18 protein-coding genes are annotated in these 21,360 nt (G+C 64.1%); 7 read left to right on the forward strand and 11 right to left on the reverse strand.

Annotated features, from left to right (window positions below; genetic code table 11):
* Positions 1 to 2 precede the first annotated feature (2 nt).
* From V3330_RS10055 to V3330_RS10080, 6 genes are all read right to left on the reverse strand, one after another.
* A complete protein-coding gene (locus tag V3330_RS10055; protein ID WP_354695286.1) occupies positions 3 to 1,784 on the reverse strand; it encodes a hydantoinase B/oxoprolinase family protein in 1,782 nt (593 codons plus the stop codon).
* Positions 1,781 to 3,841 (reverse strand): hydantoinase/oxoprolinase family protein, encoded by a 2,061-nt coding sequence (locus V3330_RS10060; RefSeq protein WP_354695287.1) that lies wholly within the window; start codon positions 3,839 to 3,841, stop codon positions 1,781 to 1,783. The genes V3330_RS10055 and V3330_RS10060 overlap by 4 nt, the downstream gene beginning before the upstream one ends.
* A gap of 59 nt (positions 3,842 to 3,900) precedes the next feature.
* Positions 3,901 to 4,200, reverse strand: a complete 300-nt coding sequence (locus V3330_RS10065; RefSeq protein WP_354695288.1) for a DUF6092 family protein — start codon at positions 4,198 to 4,200, stop codon at positions 3,901 to 3,903.
* Positions 4,200 to 4,727, reverse strand: a complete 528-nt coding sequence (locus V3330_RS10070) for a nitroreductase family protein (protein ID WP_354695289.1) — start codon at positions 4,725 to 4,727, stop codon at positions 4,200 to 4,202. The genes V3330_RS10065 and V3330_RS10070 overlap by 1 nt, the downstream gene beginning before the upstream one ends.
* A 68-nt stretch (positions 4,728 to 4,795) precedes the next feature.
* Positions 4,796 to 6,028: an MFS transporter gene (locus tag V3330_RS10075; protein ID WP_354695290.1), complete on the reverse strand. Its 1,233-nt coding sequence runs from the start codon at positions 6,026 to 6,028 to the stop codon at positions 4,796 to 4,798.
* Complete coding sequence (locus V3330_RS10080) at positions 6,025 to 6,723, reverse strand: GntR family transcriptional regulator (protein WP_354695291.1); 699 nt, start codon at positions 6,721 to 6,723, stop codon at positions 6,025 to 6,027. Before V3330_RS10080 ends, V3330_RS10075 begins: the two co-directional genes overlap by 4 nt.
* Before the next feature lie 167 nt (positions 6,724 to 6,890).
* On the opposite strand from V3330_RS10080, the gene V3330_RS10085 reads away from it, so the two are divergent.
* Entirely contained in the window at positions 6,891 to 9,155 is a 2,265-nt protein-coding gene (locus tag V3330_RS10085; protein ID WP_354695292.1) for a TonB-dependent receptor, read from the forward strand.
* 191 nt (positions 9,156 to 9,346) lie between these two features.
* Here the strand turns inward: V3330_RS10085 and V3330_RS10090 are convergent, their stop codons facing one another.
* Complete coding sequence (locus tag V3330_RS10090) at positions 9,347 to 9,718, reverse strand: hypothetical protein (protein ID WP_354695293.1); 372 nt, start codon at positions 9,716 to 9,718, stop codon at positions 9,347 to 9,349.
* Positions 9,719 to 9,890: 172 nt separating this feature from the next.
* Between V3330_RS10090 and V3330_RS10095 the strand changes: the two genes are divergently transcribed.
* Positions 9,891 to 10,898, forward strand: coding sequence for an aldo/keto reductase (locus tag V3330_RS10095; RefSeq protein ID WP_354695294.1), 1,008 nt, complete (start codon positions 9,891 to 9,893; stop codon positions 10,896 to 10,898).
* 122 nt (positions 10,899 to 11,020) lie between these two features.
* Here the strand turns inward: V3330_RS10095 and V3330_RS10100 are convergent, their stop codons facing one another.
* A complete protein-coding gene (locus V3330_RS10100) occupies positions 11,021 to 12,541 on the reverse strand; it encodes an amidohydrolase family protein (RefSeq protein WP_354695295.1) in 1,521 nt (506 codons plus the stop codon).
* Between the two features lie 106 nt (positions 12,542 to 12,647).
* Here V3330_RS10100 and V3330_RS10105 point away from each other — a divergent pair, with 106 nt between their 5' ends.
* Positions 12,648 to 13,190: a carboxymuconolactone decarboxylase family protein gene (locus V3330_RS10105; protein ID WP_354695296.1), complete on the forward strand. Its 543-nt coding sequence runs from the start codon at positions 12,648 to 12,650 to the stop codon at positions 13,188 to 13,190.
* A 161-nt stretch (positions 13,191 to 13,351) separates the two neighbouring features.
* On the opposite strand, the gene V3330_RS10110 is transcribed toward V3330_RS10105, so the two are convergent.
* Both V3330_RS10110 and V3330_RS10115 read right to left on the reverse strand, forming a co-directional pair.
* A complete protein-coding gene (locus tag V3330_RS10110) occupies positions 13,352 to 14,506 on the reverse strand; it encodes a DUF819 family protein (protein ID WP_354695297.1) in 1,155 nt (384 codons plus the stop codon).
* 13 nt (positions 14,507 to 14,519) lie between these two features.
* Positions 14,520 to 14,951 (reverse strand): M15 family metallopeptidase, encoded by a 432-nt coding sequence (locus V3330_RS10115; protein ID WP_354695481.1) that lies wholly within the window; start codon positions 14,949 to 14,951, stop codon positions 14,520 to 14,522.
* Here V3330_RS10115 and V3330_RS10120 point away from each other — a divergent pair.
* The 4 genes from V3330_RS10120 to V3330_RS10135 all read left to right on the forward strand — a co-directional run bounded on the left by V3330_RS10120 (position 14,943) and on the right by V3330_RS10135 (position 20,570).
* Positions 14,943 to 15,497, forward strand: coding sequence for an RNA polymerase sigma factor (locus V3330_RS10120; RefSeq protein WP_354695298.1), 555 nt, complete (start codon positions 14,943 to 14,945; stop codon positions 15,495 to 15,497). The genes V3330_RS10115 and V3330_RS10120 overlap by 9 nt on opposite strands.
* Before the next feature lie 12 nt (positions 15,498 to 15,509).
* Positions 15,510 to 16,403 carry a FecR family protein gene (locus V3330_RS10125; RefSeq protein WP_354695299.1) on the forward strand — a complete coding sequence of 298 codons (894 nt, stop codon included), beginning with the start codon at positions 15,510 to 15,512 and terminating at the stop codon, positions 16,401 to 16,403.
* A gap of 164 nt (positions 16,404 to 16,567) precedes the next feature.
* Positions 16,568 to 19,162: a TonB-dependent receptor gene (locus V3330_RS10130; RefSeq protein WP_354695300.1), complete on the forward strand. Its 2,595-nt coding sequence runs from the start codon at positions 16,568 to 16,570 to the stop codon at positions 19,160 to 19,162.
* 106 nt (positions 19,163 to 19,268) lie between these two features.
* The gene (locus tag V3330_RS10135; protein WP_354695301.1) at positions 19,269 to 20,570 is read left to right on the forward strand and encodes an MFS transporter; all 1,302 of its coding nucleotides are present in this window, start codon (positions 19,269 to 19,271) and stop codon (positions 20,568 to 20,570) included.
* A gap of 52 nt (positions 20,571 to 20,622) precedes the next feature.
* Here V3330_RS10135 and V3330_RS10140 read toward each other — a convergent pair whose 3' ends face one another.
* Positions 20,623 to 21,114, reverse strand: a complete 492-nt coding sequence (locus tag V3330_RS10140; RefSeq protein WP_354695302.1) for a pilus assembly FimT family protein — start codon at positions 21,112 to 21,114, stop codon at positions 20,623 to 20,625.
* Positions 21,115 to 21,360 lie beyond the last annotated feature (246 nt).

Below are 21,360 nucleotides of genomic sequence, written 5' to 3' on the forward strand. Positions count from 1 at the left end.
GCTTATCCCTCCGCGGAAACCCGCGCCGGCTCGCCGGAGTCGGCGGCCGAGGCCGCCAGCGAACGGCGCAGTTCTTCCGTCGCGGTGGTGTCGATGACGGGTTCGTCGGCGTCGCTGAGGACTACACCGTAAACGGAGCGGGCCGCGTCCCGGCTGACGTAGCCGTTGAGCACGTCTTCCAGCACGGCCTCGGGGTCGCGTTCCAGCGGGTTGCCGTAGCCGCCTCCGCCACCCGTGCGGGCGACAACGCGGGTGCCTTTCTCGAGCACGATCCCGGAAGCCTTCAACAGGCCGGAGGTGGGTGATTCACCGGGCGGATACACGGTCACGTCGGGGATGGCGCCGTCGTGGCCGCCGAACAGGCCCCACTGGGGCGTCTTGGTGCGCTCGAAGTGGGTCTGGAAATTCAGTTGCTCGAGGGCTTCGAATTCCTTGACGGTGTTGAGCCCGCCGCGCCATTGGCCGGCTCCGCCGGTATCGGTTCCCAGCCGCAGCGAATGCACCAGAATCGGGCAGCGGGCTTCCTGGGTTTCGATCGGTACGTTGCGGAAATCGCCGGCCACCGAGTGGGTGATCGCGCTGACCCCGTCCAGCCCCTTGCTGGCGCCCCAGCCACCGTTCATCGATTCGCCGGCCAGCCAGAACTCATCGGTCTCGGTATTGCGCCCGTAGCACTCCCAGTTCCAGGAATCGCCGGGCAACCCGGCCGCGACCCGGTCCGGGATGGCCGGCGCCAGCGCCTTGAGGATCAGGTCCAGCAGCAGCATCACCGGCACTGGCCGCATGCCGGCGACCGGCTCCTGCGACCAGTAGATCGAGCCCTTCTCGGCGATGGCGTCGACCGTCTTGAAGCTGCCATGGTTCACCTCGGGTGTCGCGCTGGGATACAGAAACGCCAGCGCCAGCTTGGCCATGGCCTTCGTGGATGGCAGTCCGACGTTGATGTTGCCGTCGTGCTGGCGGTCGGAACCCGTGGTGTCCACGGTCAGGCGGTCGCCGTCGACGATCACCTTCACCTTGGCCCACACCGGATCGTCGGTCACGCTGTCGTTGTCGTTGCAGCCTTCCGCTTCGTACACGCCGTCCGGGATGCTGGAAATGAAGGCCCGGAACTTGGCCTCGGTGGCCTCGAAAATTTCCCCGGTGGCCTGGCGGATCACGTCCAGTCCGAAACGCCTGATCAGGCCGAGAAAGCGCTTCTCGCCCATGCGGGCGGCGGCCACCATGGCGTTCATGTCGCCCATCAGGGTTTTGGGCGTGCGCGAATTGAGTTTGAACAGGTCCACCATGTCGGTGACGAGTTCGCCGCCCGACATGATCCGCACGGGCGGAATGCGCAGGCCTTCCTGGTAGATTTCGGTGGTGCCTGCCGGGTGTCCCGGAGTGGCCGCTCCCACGTCTTCCCAGTGCGCGCGAATGGCGCCGAAGCCCACGGGCTGGCCCTCGTGCACGTACACGCAGACGATGTCGACATCGTTGAGGTGCGCGCCGACCATGTAGGTGTCGTTGACGGCGAAGACGTCGCCAGACTTCATGTTCTCCAGGCCGAACTTGTCGACCACGGCCTGCACCGCCGCTTCCAGGCCGCCGGTGAAATACGGCGTGCCAGGCGCCTGCGCCAGCAGTTCCACGTTCTCGTTGTACAGCGAAACACCGTAGTCATGGCATTCGTAGATCACTGGCGAGTAGGAACTGCGGTTCAGCACCGCGCTCATGTCCTCGGCCGTCGCGTAGAACGCGTTGCGGATGACTTCGGTGGTAATCGGATCGATTTTGGCGTTCATGACTTCGAACCCCCGGTCTTGGTTATCAGCAGGTTGCCCATGGCGTCGACTTCGACTTCCCAGTCGGGTGGCACGACCGTGGTGCAGGACAGCTCGACGATGATCATCGGGCCGGCGCGTTTCTCGCCCTGCTGGAGATTCGCACGATCGACGAACGGCGTCTCCCTGCGCTGGCCGGCGAACACCACCTCGCGGGTCTTGTCCGGCGCGGCCGCGTCTTCGTCGGCGAGCAGCGCGGGCTGCTCCTGATCCTGCAGGGCATTCAGGCCGCGGGCCTCGACCCGGATGTTGGCCACCTGGGCTTCCTCCTGCGGGTTGGAATGCCCGTAGTTCTGCAGGTAAAGCTCATCGAAGCGCGCCTTGAGCGCCGCCGCGTCGTCAGCCCCGAGCGCGACGTCGTCGGGTACCGGCACGCTCAAAGTGTACTCCTGGCTGATGTAACGCATCTCCAGGTAACGCAGGAATCGCATCTGGTCTTCGGCCACGCCTTCGTCCTTCAGCAGATCGGCGAGCCGGGTCTCCATGTCGGTGTAGCCCTGGTTGACGGCTTCCCAGTCGAGGCCCGACAGGCGCAGGTTGATCGGCTGCGACTGGTCGTGGCGGATGTCGGCGTTGAGCATGCCCCAGGCGGAAAACTGGCCGGCAACGTTGGGCACGATGACCCTGCCGATCTCCAGTTCCTCGGCGATCAGCATCGCGTGCATGGGCCCGGCGCCACCGAAGGCGATCAGGGAGAACTCGCGCGGATCGATGCCCTTGCTGATGGTCATCGTGCGTATGGCATTGGCCATTTTCGAGTTGATGACGTTGAGAATTCCCTCGGCCATCTCCTCGATACCGAATTCGAAACTGCGGGCGAATTCGCCCACCACGGTGCGGGCCGCCTCCTCGTCGAGCTTCATGCGCCCGCCGAGGAAGGTGTCGGGGTCGATGCGACCGAGCACCACGTTGGCGTCGGTGACGGTCGGCTCCGTGCCGCCCCGGCCGTAGCAGGCGGGCCCGGGCTGCGCGCCGGCACTCTTCGGTCCCACGCGCAGGGCGCCGGACTCGCTCCAGGCGATGCTGCCGCCGCCGGCGCCGACCGAGTGGATGTCCACCATCGGCGCACGGATCGGAAAGCCCTCGAAATTGGTTTCCAGCACGACGGATTCCTTGCCGTCGACCACCAGGCTGACTTCGAAACTGGTGCCGCCCATGTCGATGCAGATCATGTTCGGCTCGTCCAGTTTCCGGCTGAGCACGCCCGAGCCGACACAGGCGCCCACCGGCCCGGACATCAGGGTCAGCAGCGCCTTCGATTCGCTTTCCCCGGAATCGATCAGGCCGCCGTTCGATTGCATCAAAAAGACCTTGTCGTCGTAGCCGCGGCCGGTGAGGGCGGTTTCGAGCTGGCCCAGGTAGTTTTTCAGAATCGGCGACACGTAAGCGTTGATCACCGCCGTGCTCGTGCGCTCGTACTCGCGCCACTCGCGGCAGATCTCGTAGGAGGGACTGACGAAAATTTCCGGAGCCTCGCGACGCAGGAACTCCGCGGCCAGCCGCTCGTGCTCGGGGTTGATGTAGCTGTGCAGGAAACACAGCGCAACCGATTCGATTTTCGCCTGCCGCAGTTTGCCGACGATCTTCCTGAGGTCGGCTTCGTTGAGCGGCGTCACCACTTCACCCCGGGCGTTGAGCCGTTCTTCGACCTCGAAGGTGTGTCGTCGCGGCACCAGCGGTTCCGCATGTGTGTAATGCAGGTCGTACATGCGGCTGCGGTTGCTGCGCCGGATCACGTAAACGTCGCCGAAGCCCCGGGTGGTGATCAGTGCGGTGCGCGCGCCCTTGCGTTCCAGGAACGCATTGAGCGGGGCGGTGGTGCCGTTGATGAAGAGTTCGATTTCGCCGTAGTCGTCGATGACTTCGTCCAGCGCGTTGATCACGCCGGCCGAATACTCGCCGGGAACCGAAGGGGTTTTGGCGATCAACATGCCGCCACGCGCATCGTCGAACGCCACGAGGTCGGTAAACGTTCCGCCGATATCGACGCCGACTCGAAGTCTGTTTTGCTGGGTCATGCTGAGGTCTGGCTCCTGATTGATTGTCCGTCTGTTCGGGGTATCGCGTTCATTCGCCGTCAGTCCAGCCCGTTCCGTGCCCGGGCTTCCTCGGCGAACCGCTGCAGTACTTCATCGAGGAAGTCCGTGAATTTTTCCGGCGACTTGAAGTAGGCCGCTGACGTGCTGCGGACCAGGAGTTCGTCGATTTCCGCGAAGAACGGATCGGATTTCAGTTCGGGCTTGAGTTCGAGCAATCGGCGCAGCGCCTCGATGAGTCGATGGCTGGAGACCACCACGGATTCTTCGATGCCGGCCCGTGCCGAACTGGCCAGGAAGCTGGTATACGTGAACCAGTCGTCGGTTTTCTGCTGGGACATCACTCGACTCCGTATTGGTTTCGATAGACTTTCTGGGCCCGGTTGGGCTTCTCTGCGCTCACCGGCGGCAACATGCGTTCCGCGTGGCCGATCGGGATGATCAGGTCAACCCGGCACGACGACGGCAGTCCGAGGATGGTCCGGATACCGCTCATGGCGGAAATCATCGTGAACTGGGCACCCAGTCCGAGCGCGGCCGCGGCCAGCAGTACATTTTCGCCGGAAGCGCCGGCATCGACCGCCGTGCAGCGATCACCGACCTTGCCGACCGAGGCGTGCGCGAGTTCCAGGTCGGAATAAATCACCAGCAACAGCGGTGACTCCGGTTGCAGCGATGGTGAGATCTGACGAATGGCCTGAATCACGTTCGGATCGTCCACCAGGATGCAGTGGCGATAGGGGCGATTGGAAGCAATGGGAGCCCAGCTCGCCGCGTAAAGCAGGCGATCGACGTGTTCTTCGGAAACCGGTTCGTCGGTAAAGTCGCGGCACGCCCGTTTGCGGGTCAGCGCTTCAAAAAAATCCATGGCATTTTCTCTTTGGTCTCTGCGATTCGGTGTTGCGGGTTCGGTGTGCTCTCTCTCTGGTGGTGACTTCAGGGCGCTGGCTCGTTGGCCGCCGGGGCATCCTTCACTGTTGGCAGTGTGTCGAGACCGGTGACCGCGGTCAGGCGGCGCAGTGACAGCAGCGCCAGCACGATCACCAGAAGCAGCATTGCGATGGCGGCGGTTCCCACCTGGTCCAGGCCGAATTGGGTTACCGTCACGCCCCCCACATACGCGCCCAGTGCGGCGCCCAGCGTCATCGACGCGCCCGCCGCGGCGGCGAACCGCCCTTTCGGATCGGCCAGCGACATCAGGGCCTGCAGGTACGGCACCGCCAGCAGCATGGCCGCGTTGAAAAAGGGCACGGTGGCAATGAAGACCACGGCACTCGTAACCGTCCCGAGAATGCCGGCAATGACGATCTTTACACCGACGCCCGCGATGATCGGAATGCGGTAACCCAGGCGCGTATCGAGCGCGTGAGCCAGGGCAGGGCCGCTGACCGTAATGACGGCGGCGGCGGACAGGATCATGCCGATGTCGGTCAGCGACAATCCCGTGCGCAACCCGATGCGCTCAATGAAGGTCCAGATGGCCGAGCTGCCTCCGACCAGCACCACCAGTGCGAGCAGGGCCAGCAGCCCACTCAGGCCGGAGGTCGTGCCCGATGAAGCCGTTTCTTCCTTCGTTTCAGCGCCATCCTTTGACTTGGCCGAAGGCATCCACGGCACAAAGCAGGCGCCGACCACGGTGGCGAAGCACAGGGACAACCACACGCCGGCGGCGCCGTAGCGCTCGATGGCGAACGGGACCACGAAAAAGGTGACCGCCGCGAACAAGGTGTAGCCGCCGTTGAGCAGGGCGAAGGACCGGGCCGGGGAAGTCGACCGTCCGGCCAGTCCGAAGGCGGCGGAAATTACCAGTCCCTTGCCGATGCCCGCCACCGCGCGCACCGCGGTCAGGGTGGCGGCGCTGTCGAGCACGCTGGATACGGCGTTGGCGGTGATCAGCAACGTGAAGCCGATGCCGCATAGCGTGCGCACGTTGAAGCGGTGGATCCGGAGCGCCACGGTATACGAGGCGATGGCCACGGTCGTGAACTCGACGGCGGCGATGGTGCCGGCGGTTTCGGCGCTGAATCCGAAGCTGTCGATCACGGCGCCCACCCACAACGGCACGGCCATCTGCGAGGTAAACGCGGTACAAGCGACCAGCACCAGCATGATGCTGGTGCGCGTGTCGAGGTTGATGCGCCCCGCGGCCTGTGGAACGGGAGCGGTCAAGGCGTATCGGGATCGGGTGGCAGGGATGCGGGATCGGCTTTGGCGCCATCCTCGACGAACTGGATTACTTCGTCCGAGTTGGATTCGATGTGCTCACGCATGAGCCGCACGGCGGCCTCGTGGTCGCCGGAGCGGATGATGTCGAGAATCTCCTGGTGCTCATCGTGGCTCTTGTGCTGCACCGAGGGCGAAATGGCCTGCTGCAGTCGGAAGTAGCGGTCGGTGCGCAGCAACAAGCCGTTCAGCGTTTGCATGGTCAAGGTGAGCTGCGACGGCTCGTACAGGGTCATGTGGAAATCGATATTCAGCTGCATCCAGTCATCGCTGTTTGTGGTTGCCAGGGATTCGTGGACGATTTTCTCGGCGCGTTGCAGGTCCTTTTCGGTGATTCGTGGCAAAGCATTCTCGAACAGAAAGCATTCGAGCAGCGACCGCAACTTGTAGGTTTCCCGCACTTCGGCCAGCGAGATTTCGGCGACGAAGGCACCCTTGTATTTCTGCCGCGTGATCAGTCCTTCGGCTTCCAGGGTGAGCAGTGCCTCGCGCACCGGCGCCCGGCTCACCCCCAGATCTTCGGCGATGGCATCCTGCCGGATGTGCTCGCCGGCCGGGAGGTGTCCGGACATGATCCACTGGCGCAGCACGTCCGAGACCTGCTTGGCGACGGGTTCCAGGTTGATGGATGCAGTCTGCATGCCGGTCACGTTCCGGCCCGCCGGATCCGGGCCCCCGATGAGTGAATATCGCGCATTTGGATATTGTACATTGGATCCAATTCGCCCTACAATCCCACGGAGCGCGACGGTCGTCGGCCGTGGCGTGGACGAACCGGGTTGTAAGTTTCTGTAACGGGGAAGGGAAGATGAATTTCAAGACGATCGTGTCATTTTGGGCGCTGTTGGGCGTTCTTTCGCTGCAATTTGCCAGTACTGCCGTTGCCCAGGAGCGTTCGGGAGCAGCGGGTTCCGCGGGGGCGCTCGAGGAAATCGTGGTCACCGCACGTAAACGCGCGCAGAGCATCCAGGATGTCTCGATGTCCATCACCGCATTCTCCGGTGAGCAGGTGGAAGAGTTTCGAATCATCAACGCGCAGGACCTGTCCTGGTTTACACCGGGCCTGTTCGCGACCGGGTCGCGGGGCGACGCGGATCCGCTTTACACGATTCGAGGCATTGGCCTGAACGATGCCTTCAGCAACAACAATCCGACCGTCGGTGTCTACTTCAACGAAGTCAATCAGCCGTACACCCCGATGATGGCCTTCCAGTTGTTCGACCTCGATCGGGTCGAGGTGCTGAAGGGGCCGCAGGGCACACTGTACGGGCGGAACACCACCGGTGGCGCGATCAATGTCTTCAGTCGGCGTCCGGGTGAAGAAGTCAACGGCTATGTGCGCGGCGATGTCGGCAATTACGATCGTTATGAGCTGGAGGCCGCGGTTGGCGGGCCGCTGTCCGATCAGTTGGGCGGTCGCATCTCGTTCCTGACCATCCAGCAGAACGAAGGCTGGGTCACCAACGCGTTCAACGGCCAGGAAATCGGCGAGCTTGACCAGACCGCCGTTCGCGGCACCCTGGACTGGAATCCCAACGACGATGTGAATGTCCTGTTCGTTGGCTACTACGCGCGTGACAAGTCGGACAGCGCCGCGCGCGAGCATGTCGGTTTCGCCGACGGCGCGTTCAGTCCCAATCTCTGCGCGCCAGCACTGCGGGGCGAACGGGACGAAAGCCAGTGCGTGAGCTTCCTGGGTTACTCCGACCCCTTCCCGGACCGTTACACGGTGGAGAACAGTTCCATCTTCGGGCAGGAGTCCGACGGTGAGTCCTTTGGGGTTTCACTGGCGGTCAACTGGCAGATCGGCGACATGACCCTGAGTTCAGTGACGGGCTACTCCGACTACGACCGGGTTTACACCGAAGACTCCGATGGCACGCCGATCATCATGATCGACACGCAGTCGACCAACGAGATCGAGGTCTTCTCGCAGGAACTGAGACTGGCGGCAACTACCGAAGGCGGCCTCGACTGGGTGGTCGGTGCGTACTTCACGGACGACGAAATGTTCTTCGACTTCCAGCAGGCGCTCGACGAACACATATTTCTGACCCGCATTTCTCAGAACTTCACCCAATCCACGACCGCGTGGGCCGTATTTGGCTATGCCACGCTGCCGCTCTCGGACCGCTGGTCGCTGGTGGGCGGGTTGCGCTATACCGACGAAGAAAAGGATTTCGATTATTTCGGTTTTGACCACGACCCGTTCGGCACCACCACCATGCCAGCGATTGGCGTGGTTCCGGTGCCCGAGTATCACGACTCAATCTCGCACGATGCCTGGACCGGCGAGTTGGGCCTCGAGTATCACATCTCCGATGAATCCATGGTGTACGCGAACGTCTCCAAGGGCTTCAAATCGGGCGGCTACAAGGGTGCCGTTTCGTTTACCGAAGCGGAATTGGAGCCGTTCGAGCCGGAAACTCTGTACGCCTACGAAGTGGGCATCAAGTCGACCCTGGCGGACGGTTCCGTCCGGCTCAATGCCGCGGCTTACTACTATGACTGGGAAGATTTCCAGGCCTTCGTCACCGAGATTCGTGGTGGCGTGCCGGTACTGGTGCTGAGTAACGCCGGCGATGCCGAAGTGACCGGGGCCGAGGTCGACCTGCTGTGGCAGCCGACCGAACGGCTGCAGCTCGGGGCCGGTCTCAACTGGATGGACACGGAAATCACCAAATACAACGCCATACCGGGGACCGGCGACAATGCCGGCAACAAACTGGCGAACTCGCCGGACCTCATGTTCAACGGCCGTGCGCGTTATGAATTCCCGGTCGGTGACGGCGGCTGGACCGGCTTTGTCGCCGCGGACGCCATGTATCGGGATGACGTGTTCTTCTCGCTCGGCAACAACGGCCAGAACTCCCAGGATGCGTTCTGGTTGTGGAACGGCAGAATCGGTTTCATTTCCCCCGATGGGCATTGGGACGTTTCGGTCTGGGGCAAGAATCTCGGCGACAAGTTCTACATTACCCAGTCCTACGACAACACCGGCGGCATCTTCCCGTCACAGAACTTTCTGGGCATGCCCCGTACCTACGGCGTGAGCGTCAAGTACAGTTTCTGAAGCCGGAATCTACCTGATACAGGGGCCGGGCATCGTCCCGGCCCCGTCCGTTACACGCAGTCCTCATTCCCCGGCGTGATGTCCACTGCCAGGTCGGCCTGGCGCGTGAATTCGGCGCCGAGGATGTGCTTCCCGGTGTCTGTGAGCCGGACTCGGGCGCTCGCAGTTTCACTGCATGCGGCGGACCCGGTTCAGTCCAGACTGCGGCCGATGACCTTCAGCAGCGACATCCGGTCTCCGTCGAGGGTCGCCACGGCCATGGATTCTTCGCGCAGGACCTTGCCGTCACGCACCGCACGGGTGACGACCTGCACGAAGGCGCGGCCGTCACAGGCGAAGGTATCGAGGGGTGGAAGCTCCATCGCGACCGAATCGTATTCGGCTTGTATGTTGCGGAAGTGCCGGGCCAGCGCGTCGAGGCCCTGTCCTCGCAGATCGCCGTTGACGATCAGGCGGGCATCGGCGCTGAAGTGGTTGCCAAAAGCTTCCGGGGTGAAACCATCGGGGCGGGTGATCGCGGTGTTCCACCACTCGAACATTCGAACGATTGGGTTGTCATTCATCAGGTGATCCATACGGGAGAAAAAATGGGTCGCTCTCGGGCCGGCGGTGACATGCGGGATGGCGGTTGCCGGTCAACCGGGTTTACGGTGAGCGTCTGCAGACGCAGAGTGTAGCGCGTGATCCGGTGCGCTGCGAGTCGCTTCGCGCGACGCAATTGAATGGGAGGATTTCATGCGCTATCAGCCACTGGGAAGCAGCGGTATCGAGGCATCCGTGGTCGGGTTCGGGGCATGGGCGATCGGCGGGCTCTGGTGGGGTGGCGCCGATGAAGCCGAATCCATCAGTGCCATACATGCCGCCCTGGATGCGGGTATCAATCTGATTGATACCGCACCGATTTACGGTTTCGGCCGGTCCGAGGCGCTGATTGGCAAAGCCATCGCCGGTCGCCGGGAAAGCGTTGTCATCGCTTCGAAGTGCGGGATGCGTTGGGACGGCGTGGAAAGCGGACAGTTTCACGTCGAGGCGCCCGTGCCCGGGTCGAAGGACTCCGTGAAAATCTACCGGGACCTGAAACCGGCCACGATTCGCCGTGAAATCGAGGTGTCGCTCGAACGTCTGGGTACCGATTACATCGATCTGTATCAGACTCACTGGCAGGATGACACGACGCCGGTCGAGGACACCATGGCCTGCCTGCTGGACCTCCAGGCTCAGGGCAAGATCCGGGCGATCGGCGTGTCCAATGCGTCTTCGGACCACATGGATGCGTATCGGCGGTTTGGCGCCATCCACTCGGATCAGGAACGGTACTCGATGCTGGATCAAGGTTCCGCGAAAGCCAACCTCGAATACTGCCGGGCCCATGATCTGGCCTTGCTGGCCTACTCGCCCCTGGCCCATGGACTGTTGACCGGCAAGGTCGACCTCGGGCGTCAATTCGCCGAGGGGGACTTCCGGCGCGGGCATGCCGATTTCACGCCGGAGAAAATCCGCTCGATTCAGTCGCTGCTCCGCCGTCTGGAGCCGGTCGCCGCCGACAACGGCCTGACCCTCGCGCAACTGGCGATACGCTGGACCGTTCAGCAGCCCGGGTGTACGCACGCCTTGTGTGGAGCGCGCAACGCGGGGCAAGCGAGTGCGAACGCGCATGCCGGCGAGTCGTTGCTGGATGCGGCGTCGATGGAAACCATTGCGCTGGCACTGGACGAGTACGCCGTCGGGAATCCGTCCGGCTGATCGCGGCGTTTTATCTGCCGCCGAAAAGACCGGCAAACGGTCGGCCTGGTAGCCAGCGATGCTCCGGTTTCGCGAGCGGTGCCCGGTCCCTGAACGAATATTTGCGGGTTGCCGCGATCCCGCTAGCGCCTGACCGCCTGCCCCGGATACACCCCCTCCTGCGGTTCGCCTTCCCGCACGACGAACGTGCCGCCGACCAGCACGTGTGAAATCCCGGCCGAGGGCCGGGCCGGCTCGCTGAAGGTGGCGCGGTCGGTGACGGTCGCGGGGTCGAAGACCACCAGGTCGGCGTCGGCACCGATTTCGATGCGGCCCTTGCGGCGCATCTGCGGGGCCACGTTCTCCAGTCGCCGGGCCGGCAGGTAGCTCATCTTGCCCAAGGCTTCCATCAGGCTGAGCGCGCCGAGGTCGCGCACGTAGCGGCCCAGCACGCGGCTGAAGGTGCCGGCGCCGCGCGGGTGGGCGCGGCCGTTCTGGTACATCATGCCGTCGCTGGCGATCATCACGCCGGGGTGGGCGACCGCGGCGGTCACGTTCGCCTCTTGCATGCCATGGCCGACGATGATGGTCTGCGGGGCTTGCTCGCGGATGCGCTGGAAGCGCGCCTGGTCCAGGCGCTCGCCGGTCTCCGGCAGTTCGATGTCGGTGTAGTCCAGACCCAGCAGGCGGGTGAAATCGCCGTCGAAGATGGCCGCGCCGATGAAGGTGGACCAGGCGGTGTAGGGGTACACCTCGGTGGTGACGTCGACCCCGCGGGTGCGGGCGCCGTCGATCATGTCGAGTAGCAGCGGCACCTGGCTGCCACCGCTGCTGCCGATGTGCACGATGTGCAGGCCGGCGCCGGTGGCGGCGGCGTTGGCCAGCAGTTCCTGGATGGCATCCACGCTGCCGCCCAGGTCTTCCTCCGACATGAAGCGCGAATGCACGAAGGCGGAGACGCCGTTGTCGGCGGCCAGTTGGAACAACCGGTAAATTTCCTCGCGCCGCGCTCCGGCCGTGTAGTTGATGCCGAAGCCGATGCCCAGCGCGCCGTCGTCCAGGCCGGACTGCAGGCGCGTGCGAATGGCGTCGAGCCGTTCGGTGTCGGCCGCCGCTTCCACCCAGCTCCGGTCGTGGGCGATGGTGTCGGTGGAATCGTTGCCGAGCAGGCCGCCGGCGAGATCGTCTTCGCTGAGTCCCCGTGCCTCGAGGTCGACGAAAGTCGCCACCCGGCTGAGGATGTGGCTGACGGTGGCGCCGTAATTGATCACCGCCTTGCCTTCGCGGGCCGCGTACCAGGTACCGATCGGATAAGCGCCGAGTTCCATTTCGAGCTGGGTGGTCACGCCGTCCCGCGCCTGCAGCCAGGCCTCGAATTCTCGCTGCCCGTGCGCGTGCAGGTCGATGAAGCCGGGGGCAACCACCAGGCCTTCGGCGTCGACCACCTCGCCACCTTCCAGCGGCTCGCGCGACAGCGCGGCGATGCGTCCGTCGCGGATGCCGATGTCGCGCACCGAGTCCAGGCCGTTGGCCGGGTTCATCACCCGGCCGTTGCGGATCACCAGGTCGTAGTCATCCGCGCCGGCCGGCGGGGCCAGCCACAGCGCCGCGGCGCACAGGCTGAGGACGATCAGTCGATGACGAAGGATGTGGGTCGGTTTCATGCATTCGCTCCTCGGCGTTTTGCGCGGCCACCCCGGCTGGATTTCCGGGACCGATCGTGAAACGCTCTGTTGTCGGAAGATACCCTGTCTAACGGAGAGCCCCATCATGCGCCTGAAGTCCCTGCCCGACGACGCCAAGGTCTACGATCTGTTCGCCCGGCGTCCCGCGACGTTCCAGCCGTTCGTGGACGTGTGCGAAAAAATCATGCGCGGACCCTCTTCGCTCACGGCGGGTCAGCGCGAATTGATCGGAACCTTCGTCTCGGCACTCAACCAGTGCCCATACTGCCACGATGTGCACAACGAAGCGGTAAAGGCACACGGTCTGGACGCCGAGCTGGCGAAGCAGGCGAAGGAAGATCTCGATTCCGCCGCCATCGATCCCCGGCTCAAGCCGCTGTTCGCGCTGGTGCGCAAGAGCACCGAGTCCGCCTGGCGGGTCACCGACGCCGATTTCGACGCGGCCTACGAGGCCGGTTGGGACGACGACGCCATCCAGGACGCGGTGCTGGTCGCCTGCCTGTTCAACTTCATGAATCGCCTGGTGTCCACCCTGGGCATCGAAGCCGATGCCGACTACCTGTCGGGCGCCGGTTCGCGGCTGCGCGACGAGGGCTATGCCGGCTCGCTGGAACAGGCGATCGAATAAGGTCCGGTGCGGGTGGGCCGCGCTCGCGCTCATGCCGGTTCGGGATCGCGCGCCATGCGCCACACGCCCCAGGTGCACAGCGGCACGATGAAAATCAGGATGAAGGCCCAGCCGGGCCGCCGCCATTTCTCCCCACGCCGCGCTCACGGTGCACAGCCCGCTCAGGCCAGCCACTGGGCGATGCCCACGCCGATGAAACTGGCGATCACGTAACCCAGGGTGCCGCACAGGATGCCGGGCGTCACCAGTGAGCGCCAGCCGCGGCCACCGGCCAGCGCGGCGGCGGTCGGCGGACCGCTGGCGCAGGCCAGTGAGGCGATCACCGCTTCGGCCAGGTCGACCCGGAACACGCGGGCGCTGACCATGACGAAGATGAAGTGGGCGGTGAGCACGAATATCGCCAGCAGCACGATGGACAGCGCCGAATCGAGCAGGGCGCCGATGTCGCAGCCCGCGCCGATGACGACGAAAAACACGTACATGAACAGCATCGCCGTGCTCATCTGGCCGCTGAGCCGTTCCAGCGGGCGATGGAACACGTTGGCGATGACGATGGTGATGGCGGTGATGATCAGGATCGCGTAGCTGGCGATGCCGAGTGCTTCGGCCAGCCAGAAGCTGAGCTGGCAGATCGCCAGGCTCAGGGTCAGGCCGAAGGCGATGTGCACGGGTTTGAAGGGCTCTTCCGCCTCGGGATCGTCCCCGTCCGGGGCATCGTGTTCGCCCGCCGTGTCGCCGGTGAGCGTCTCGGGCCGGTGCTCCGGCAGCCACCGCCGGGCGAAGGTCAGAGACGGCAGCAGCGCCATCAGCATGATGTAGGTGTTGCCCACCACGTTGTCGGCCGCGTTGCCGGCGGCGAACAGGGTCGGCTCCAGTTCGAACACCGTGCCGACGGCCACGTAGTTCATCGAACCGCCGATGTAGGTCGCGATCATGGCCCCGGTCATGCCCACCGCGCCCTCGCCCAGCGGCAAGGTGTAGAAACCGATCAACGCGCCGAGGATGGTGCCGACCGCGCCGAAGGCGAAAATCTTCAGCATGGTGCCGGTCTCACGAATCATCCGGCGCAGGTTGGCGTGGTACAGCAGCATCGGGATGGCCGCCGGCACCAGGTACTCGAAAACCACGTCGTAGGTGGGGGCCGCGCGCGGTATCAGACCGGTGTTCGAGAGCACGATGGCGATCAGGATGATCAGGCCGACGCCGGACACCCGCTGACCGATGCGGGTGCGGTCGGCCCACAGGCCGAAGCCGGCCAGGCCGATCAGAACGGCCCACAGGGCGAAGGTCGCCCCGGCCGGGATCAGCGGCGTCACGAGCCGGGCCGCCTCAAGGGCCGAGTTCCTCGAAGGTCACATTGAGAATGGGATAGTGCTGCCAGTCGCGATAGTCGTAGTGCCACCATTCCTCCGGATACACGGTAAAGCCCTCGGCCTCCATCGCGGAGCGCAGCCGATCGCGGTGGCGGCGTTGTTCTTCGCTGCCGCCCGTGTAATCGGAGTGGGCACTGTGGGAAAACTCATCATAGCCGCTGGGCATGCTCACGGGTAAACCCGTGCCGAGGTCGAACAGCGTGAGGTCGACCGCGCAGCCGCGGTTGTGCCGCGACCCGTCCGCCGGATCGGAACCCTGCGCATCATCGATGCCGTATGCTGACCCGGACCGGCGTGGGGGGTTCGCTTTTCCCCACCCGGTACGTCTAGTCAGTATACGGGATGATTGGAGAGCGGTGATCTTCGGATCCGGATCCAGGTGAGAGATTCAACGGCCAAAGTGTTGCGTTTCCGGCCCCGGCGCGGGCGCGGCGGCCACACCGCGCCCGACCTGGGCTCGCGGGAACTCGTGCTCGAGTGGTTCGAGCGGCACCGCGCGCCCTTGCTGCGCTACGCCCGGCGGGTGCTGCCGGCCCGGGAGAGCGCCGAGGATCTGGTGCAGGATGTATTTTGCCGCCTGCTGGATCATCCCGACCTGGCGTCCCTGAACAATCCCCAGGCTTTTCTGATGGCCTCGGCGCGCAATGCGGCCATCGACCGGCTGCGCAAATTGCGTCCGCAGGCCGATGTCGCGGACCTGGATTTGCGTCCTGCCGGCGGCGCGCCGCTGGATGAGACGGAGCTGGCTTCGGCCATCGGAAGCGCATTGGAGTCCCTGCCCGATCGCTGCCGCGAGGTGTTTGTATTGCGCCGCTTCAAGGGCATGGACACGGCGGCGGTAGCGCGCCGGATGGGAATTTCAAAACGCATGGTGCAAAAGCACGTGGCGGCCGCGCTGGCGCATTTCGATGCGCATCTGCGGGCGCCGGATTGAGTGGGAACGACAGTGACGAAAGCGAATCGCGAAGGTGGCGGCGGAACAGAGCGGCGGGATGAGCAGACGCTGTGGAACGCGCTCGGTCTATACCCCGTCGAGCTGGATCCGAGTGCCGCGGACCTGATGGTCGAATCCATCCCGCCCCGGCGGTTCTGGCTGCGGCCGGCGCTGGCCGTGGCGGCGCTCGCCGTGCTGGTGGTGACCGCCCTGGTCTGGCATCCCTGGCCGCAGGCCGGTCCCGTTCCGGAGTTCCACCAGTCCGGTCCGGCCGAGCGACTCGTGGTGCGCCTGATCGATGGCTCCCGTATCCAGCTCAACGCCAATACGCGGATCGCGGTCAGCCTGGATGAAACGGGCCGGCAGGTCACGCTCGATCGCGGTGAGGCCCTGTTCGATGTCGCACCCGACCCGGCCCGGCCGTTCACGGTGGTCACCTCCCGGGGCGAGGCACAGGCCCTGGGCACCGTGTTCGATGTGGCCCTGGAGCGGGATGACTTCATCGTAACGGTGGTCGAAGGGCGGGTGCGGGTCAGGCCCGCCAACCGGATGCCGGGTTTTTCGGATGCCCAGATCGCAGGCGCGAACGAGCAGATGACGATCGATGCGCGCGGGCGCCTGCGCGCACGGCGCCTCGACGACCTGCAACCGGTGCTTGCCTGGGTGGACGGCAAGCTGGTGTTCCGCGGCGAGCGCCTGGCGCAGGCGGTCGAACGGCTCAATCGGCACAACCGCCGCCAGATCAGCATTGCCGACCCGGCCCTGACGGCTCTGCCGGTTTACGGGGTGTTCAACATCGGTGACACCAAAGGTTTCGTCGCCGCGCTGCAATCGGCCTATGGAATCCGCGCCGAGGACGGTGGCGATCAGCCCATCCGCCTCACGAGTGCCGGCACCGCCGAATAAGTCCCGGTCCCTCATCACGACCCGCTCCGCGGCAGTCGCGGACCAGCCGGTTTTCATTCTTGCACCGTCAGGGTTCGCTTTTGTCCGCCTGCCGCGTCTACACAGGTAAGGCGCCACGAACCGGGTGCCGCAGTAACCAGTTATCCACGGGAGGAACCTGAGCGATGAGAATCCGATTCGCCGGCTTGTGTGCTCGCGCGCTGACGACCCTTTGCATTCTGCTTGCCACATCCACGGCCCTGGCCCAGGAAGTGCGCGTCGACATACCGCCGCAGAGCCTGGATTCGGCGCTCAAAGCGTTTTCCGACGCCACCGGCATGCAGTTCATCTATGTCGAAGCCGACATCGGATCGGTGCGCACCCGCGGTGTTTCCGGAACCCTGACGGCGGATGCCGCGCTGCAGCGGCTGCTGGACGACACCGGTCTGCAGCATGAATACGCCAACGACAATACCGTGCGCCTGTTCCGCCCCGAGGCGGCGCCCCCGGCGTCGGCGCCTGAAGAGGCCCGGAACGATCCCCCGGTGCGCACCCTGGAGGAAATCGTCATCACCGCCCGCAAACGGGAGGAAAGCCTGCAGGACGTTCCCATTTCGGTGCAGGTGGTCAGCGGTGAGGAAATCCGCGAGCAGAACATCGTCAATCTGCAGGATCTCAGCGCCCAGGTACCCAACCTGTTCGTGACGGAGTCCTACGTGGGTGATGCCGTCTACGTTCGTGGCATTGGTTCGGGACAGAACAACCTGGGTTTCGAGCAGGCCGTCGGGCAGGTCATCGATGGTTTTTTCTACGGGCGCAGCCGCTATTCGCGCTTCGCCTTCATGGACGTGGAACGGGTCGAGGTCCTCAAAGGCCCGCAGGGCGCGCTGATCGGCAAGAACACCACGGCCGGCGCGATCAATATCACCACGGCCCGGCCCACGCGTGAGTTCGAGGCGTGGTTGCAACCCACTTACGAATTCGAAGGCGCCGAGGGCTGGTCGGTCGAAGGCGCCATTTCCGGCCCGTTGTCGGATTCGGTCGCGGGCCGGCTGGCCTTCAGTGTGATTGATCGCGACGGCTTCATCCACAACACGTTTACCGGTCAGGATGATGTGCGCGCCAATGACTGGTCAGCGCGCGGTTCGCTGCTGTGGGACATCGCCGACAACGCCGATCTGCTGTTGCAGTACCAGACCGGCGAGATTCGCCACGATGGTGGCAACAATCAGCTCTCGTTCTGCGATTTCACCTCGCAGCAGGTGCCGGGCGCACCCGTTAACGTCAATTTCACGGCCATTTTTGCCGGCATCGCACCGGACGACTGCACGGCCAACTATGAACGCACCGCCACGGCCGGGAAGTTTGGCGAGAACGTGGAGGGCAAAAAAACCGACTTCGATTCCGTCACCGCGACTCTGAACTGGGATTTCGACCGGGTCCAACTCACTTCTCTGACCGGTTTCGCCCGCTACGATTATCGCGACGAACAGGACGGCGACCGCACCTATGTCGATGTTCTCACCAACGATACGTTTGGCACCCTGCCGGAGTTCGCCGAGGACTACGAGCAGTTCAGCCAGGAACTGCGGATTTCCTCCGCTGTCAGCGATCAGCTGGACCTGATCGCCGGTGTCTACTTCCTGGACAAGACCCAGGAGACCGAGTACATCGTTCATTTCGCCAACCTCGCCGGCCAGGCGATCTCGCGCAATACCTTCACCCGGGAAGAAGGTCGCACCTATGCGGCCTTTGCGCAGGTGGACTATGCATTCAACGACCGCTGGTCGCTGACCGCCGGAGCCCGCTTCACCTACGAGGAAAAAGAAGCGCGCAGCGTGCAGGTGCCGACCGAACTGTATACCTACATTCCACAGGACTGCACTCTGCCGGCCGCTGGCGCCTGTTATCGCCACGACATTTCCGATGATCTGAGCGAAAACGATTTCTCGCCCAATCTTTCGGTGCAGTGGTATCCGACCGGCGATTCGATGTTTTACGCCAACGTTGCCCGTGGATTCAAGGCTGGCGGCTACGACCACGTTCTGGTGTCCGACGAGGCGACCGATCCGAACATTCTCGAGCGCTTCGTGTTCGATCCCGAGGAAGTGCTTTCCTACGAACTGGGTACCAAGCTCACGCTCGCGGATGGCACCGCGCAACTCAATGCGGCCTTGTTTCGCAGCGAATTCGACGACCTGCAACTCGGCGGCTTTCTCAATTCCACCGAAGTCATCAATACCGTGACCAATGCCGGTTCGGCCATCACCCAGGGCGTGGAGCTTGAACTGCGCTGGCGTCCGCTGGATCGATTGACCCTGTTCGCCGCGGTTGCCTACCTGGACAGCACTTACGACGAGTACACTGATGCGCCGTGTTACACCCTGCAGGTGACCGGTTGCGTCAACGGCCGCCAGGACCTCTCGGGCGAGCCCCTCCAGTTCGCCACCGACTGGAAGGGCACGGCCAATGCCGAATACGTTTGGACCTTGCCCGGCGGCATGGACGTGATCGGCTGGGTGCAGTATGCCTTCGTTGATGATTTTCCCCTGCAGGCCGACCTCGACCCCAAGCTGTGGCAGGACGGCTATGGCAAAATCGATGCCCGTCTGACCCTGGCCAGCGCGGACGGAAACTGGCAGGTTTCGCTGATAGGTCGTAATCTCACCGACAAGCTGACCTCGAATTACGGCGACGACGTGCCCGGCCAGGCCGGCACGGTGTGGCGCAGCGTGGATGCGCCGCGCTCGTTCGCGGTGCAGGCCCTGTTCCGGTTCTGAGAACGATCCGGTACCGGATTGCCGGCAACCGAACCACCGGTCGCGGCCGGCTTCGAGGTGAACACGCCGGCCTTCGGGGCCGGCGGCTCGACAACGGGGAGATCGCATGCATGCAGTGACGGGCGCACGGCCCGGAGTGTTTTATGGCTGGTGGAACGTGGCCGCCAGCTTTGCCGGGCTATCGCTGAGTTACGCGATGTTCACGGTGTTCTCGTTCGGCACCTACGTCGGTCCGCTGCAGGCGGAATTCGGCTGGGACCGCGGGCCGATGTCCCTGGCGCTCACCATTGCCAATGCCACCGTGGTGCTGGCCTCGCCGTTGCTGGGGCTGCTCATCGACCGGCTGGGCGCGCGCCGCGTGATGGTGGTGTCGGTGGCGCTGCTGGGCTTGTGTGTGCTGTCGATGCGCTGGCTCACCGGCGACATTCGCCATTACTACCTGATGCACATCCTGCTGCCACTGCTGGGCGCCGGCACCCTGCCGCTGTCCTACTCGCGCATCATCGTGGCGTGGTTCGAGAAGCGCCGTGGCCTGGCGCTGGGTATCGCGCTGTCCGGTTTTGGCGTGGGTGCGGCGCTGGTGCCGGCCTTCGCGCAATGGATGATCGACCAGGCGGGCTGGCGTGAGTCCTATCTCATTTTCGGCGGATTGATTCTGCTGGTGTCATTGCCGCTGACCGCCTTCGTGTTGCGCGACCGGCCGTCCGACATGGGCGAGCTGCCGGACGGTCGCCGGCCGCTGCAGGAGCCGAACCCGGCGGCACAGGCCGCGGTAGCCGCCGGTGCCGCACCCGAAGCCGAAGTTCTTGCCGGGATGAGCCTGGGCGAGGCCATCCGCACGCGGCCGTTCTGGTTTCTGATCGTGTCCATCGCATTGATCGGCATCGGCATCACCAGCATCCTGGCCCACCTCGTGCCGATGCTCATCGGCCGTGGCGTGGCGCCCGCCACCGCGGCGCTGGCCATGAGCCTGCTGGGGCTGGGTCTGATCTTCGGACGCATCCTGTCCGGCTGGCTGATGGACCGGTTCTTCGCACCGTACGTGGCGGCCGGTTTCCAACTCGGGATGGTCTGCGGGCTGGTTCTGCTGGCGCTGGATTTCTCCGGCCCGCTGGCCTTCATGGCCGGTCTTTCCGTGGGTCTGGCGACCGGTTCGGAAATCAGCGAGATCTCCTACCTGGTCTCGCGCTATTTCGGACTCAAAGCCTTCGGGCTGATCAACGGCATCCTGTTCGCGTCGTTCCAGCTGGGCTCGGGGATCGGTGCCTACGCGATGGGCGCCTGGTACGACCACGCGGGCAATTACCTCGACGCTCTGTGGGTGGTGACCGGACTGGTGGTAATCAGTACGATCCTGATCGCAACCCTGGGTCCGTATCCCCGCCAGGCGTCGAGACCCGCCGTGTAGAAATAGATCGTGCCCGTCCGGTTTTGCCCCGGGCGGTCGCAACGGCGGGAAATCAGAAGATCAGCAGGTCTTTGTGGTCCGAGTCGGACTGGGTGGACACGACTTCGGCGGAAATTTCCGACTGCACCGTGCCAAAGGCGTTAAAGCGGATTTCATTCGGGTCGCTGTTGACGATGTAACCGCTGGGCATGGTAAAGACCTGTTCGACTTCCAACTGTACCGTGGAGGACCGCATCGCCGGTATCTCCAGGCGAATGGACTGCGCTCCCTCAGGCCCGCTGTCGTCCACGTGCAGGATCACCTCGGTGTGATACATGCGCGCGGTCTGACGGGCGCGTGTCACCGTGTCATAAACGGCGTCGACTGCCTGGTCGAGTGCGGCAGCACGGTGCAGTTTACCGAGCAGAACGGGAGTGAACGAGAAAAGGATGGCGATCACGCTGACGACGAGCAGCCATTCCAGTGCGGTAATGCCGGCATCGCGACATCGCGGCGACGTGCGCAGAAAGGTACAGCCGGATTGAGTATCTGGTGTCACGGACATCGTGGTTTGCACCCTTTGGGCATGTCCGATACTGACCGCCGGGTGTTCCTTGTCCCGGTCTGGAGCCCCTTCGGCGCGCGCTCTTCAACGGCCGGCCTGAGATCCCTGGTGGCGTACGGCGTGTTACACCGGCATGTTCCCCGCGATCATGCTACTACAGACGTTGTAAAGAGACTAGTTTTAATGCGTCTTTTACGGCAGGCACAAGCCTTCGCCATATCTGTGGCGGGCGCGTGCAGGCTGCGG

It is taken from the genome of Elongatibacter sediminis, from assembly GCF_037892215.1.
In the GTDB taxonomy this organism is placed as follows: Bacteria; Pseudomonadota; Gammaproteobacteria; order Xanthomonadales; family SZUA-36; genus Elongatibacter; species Elongatibacter sediminis.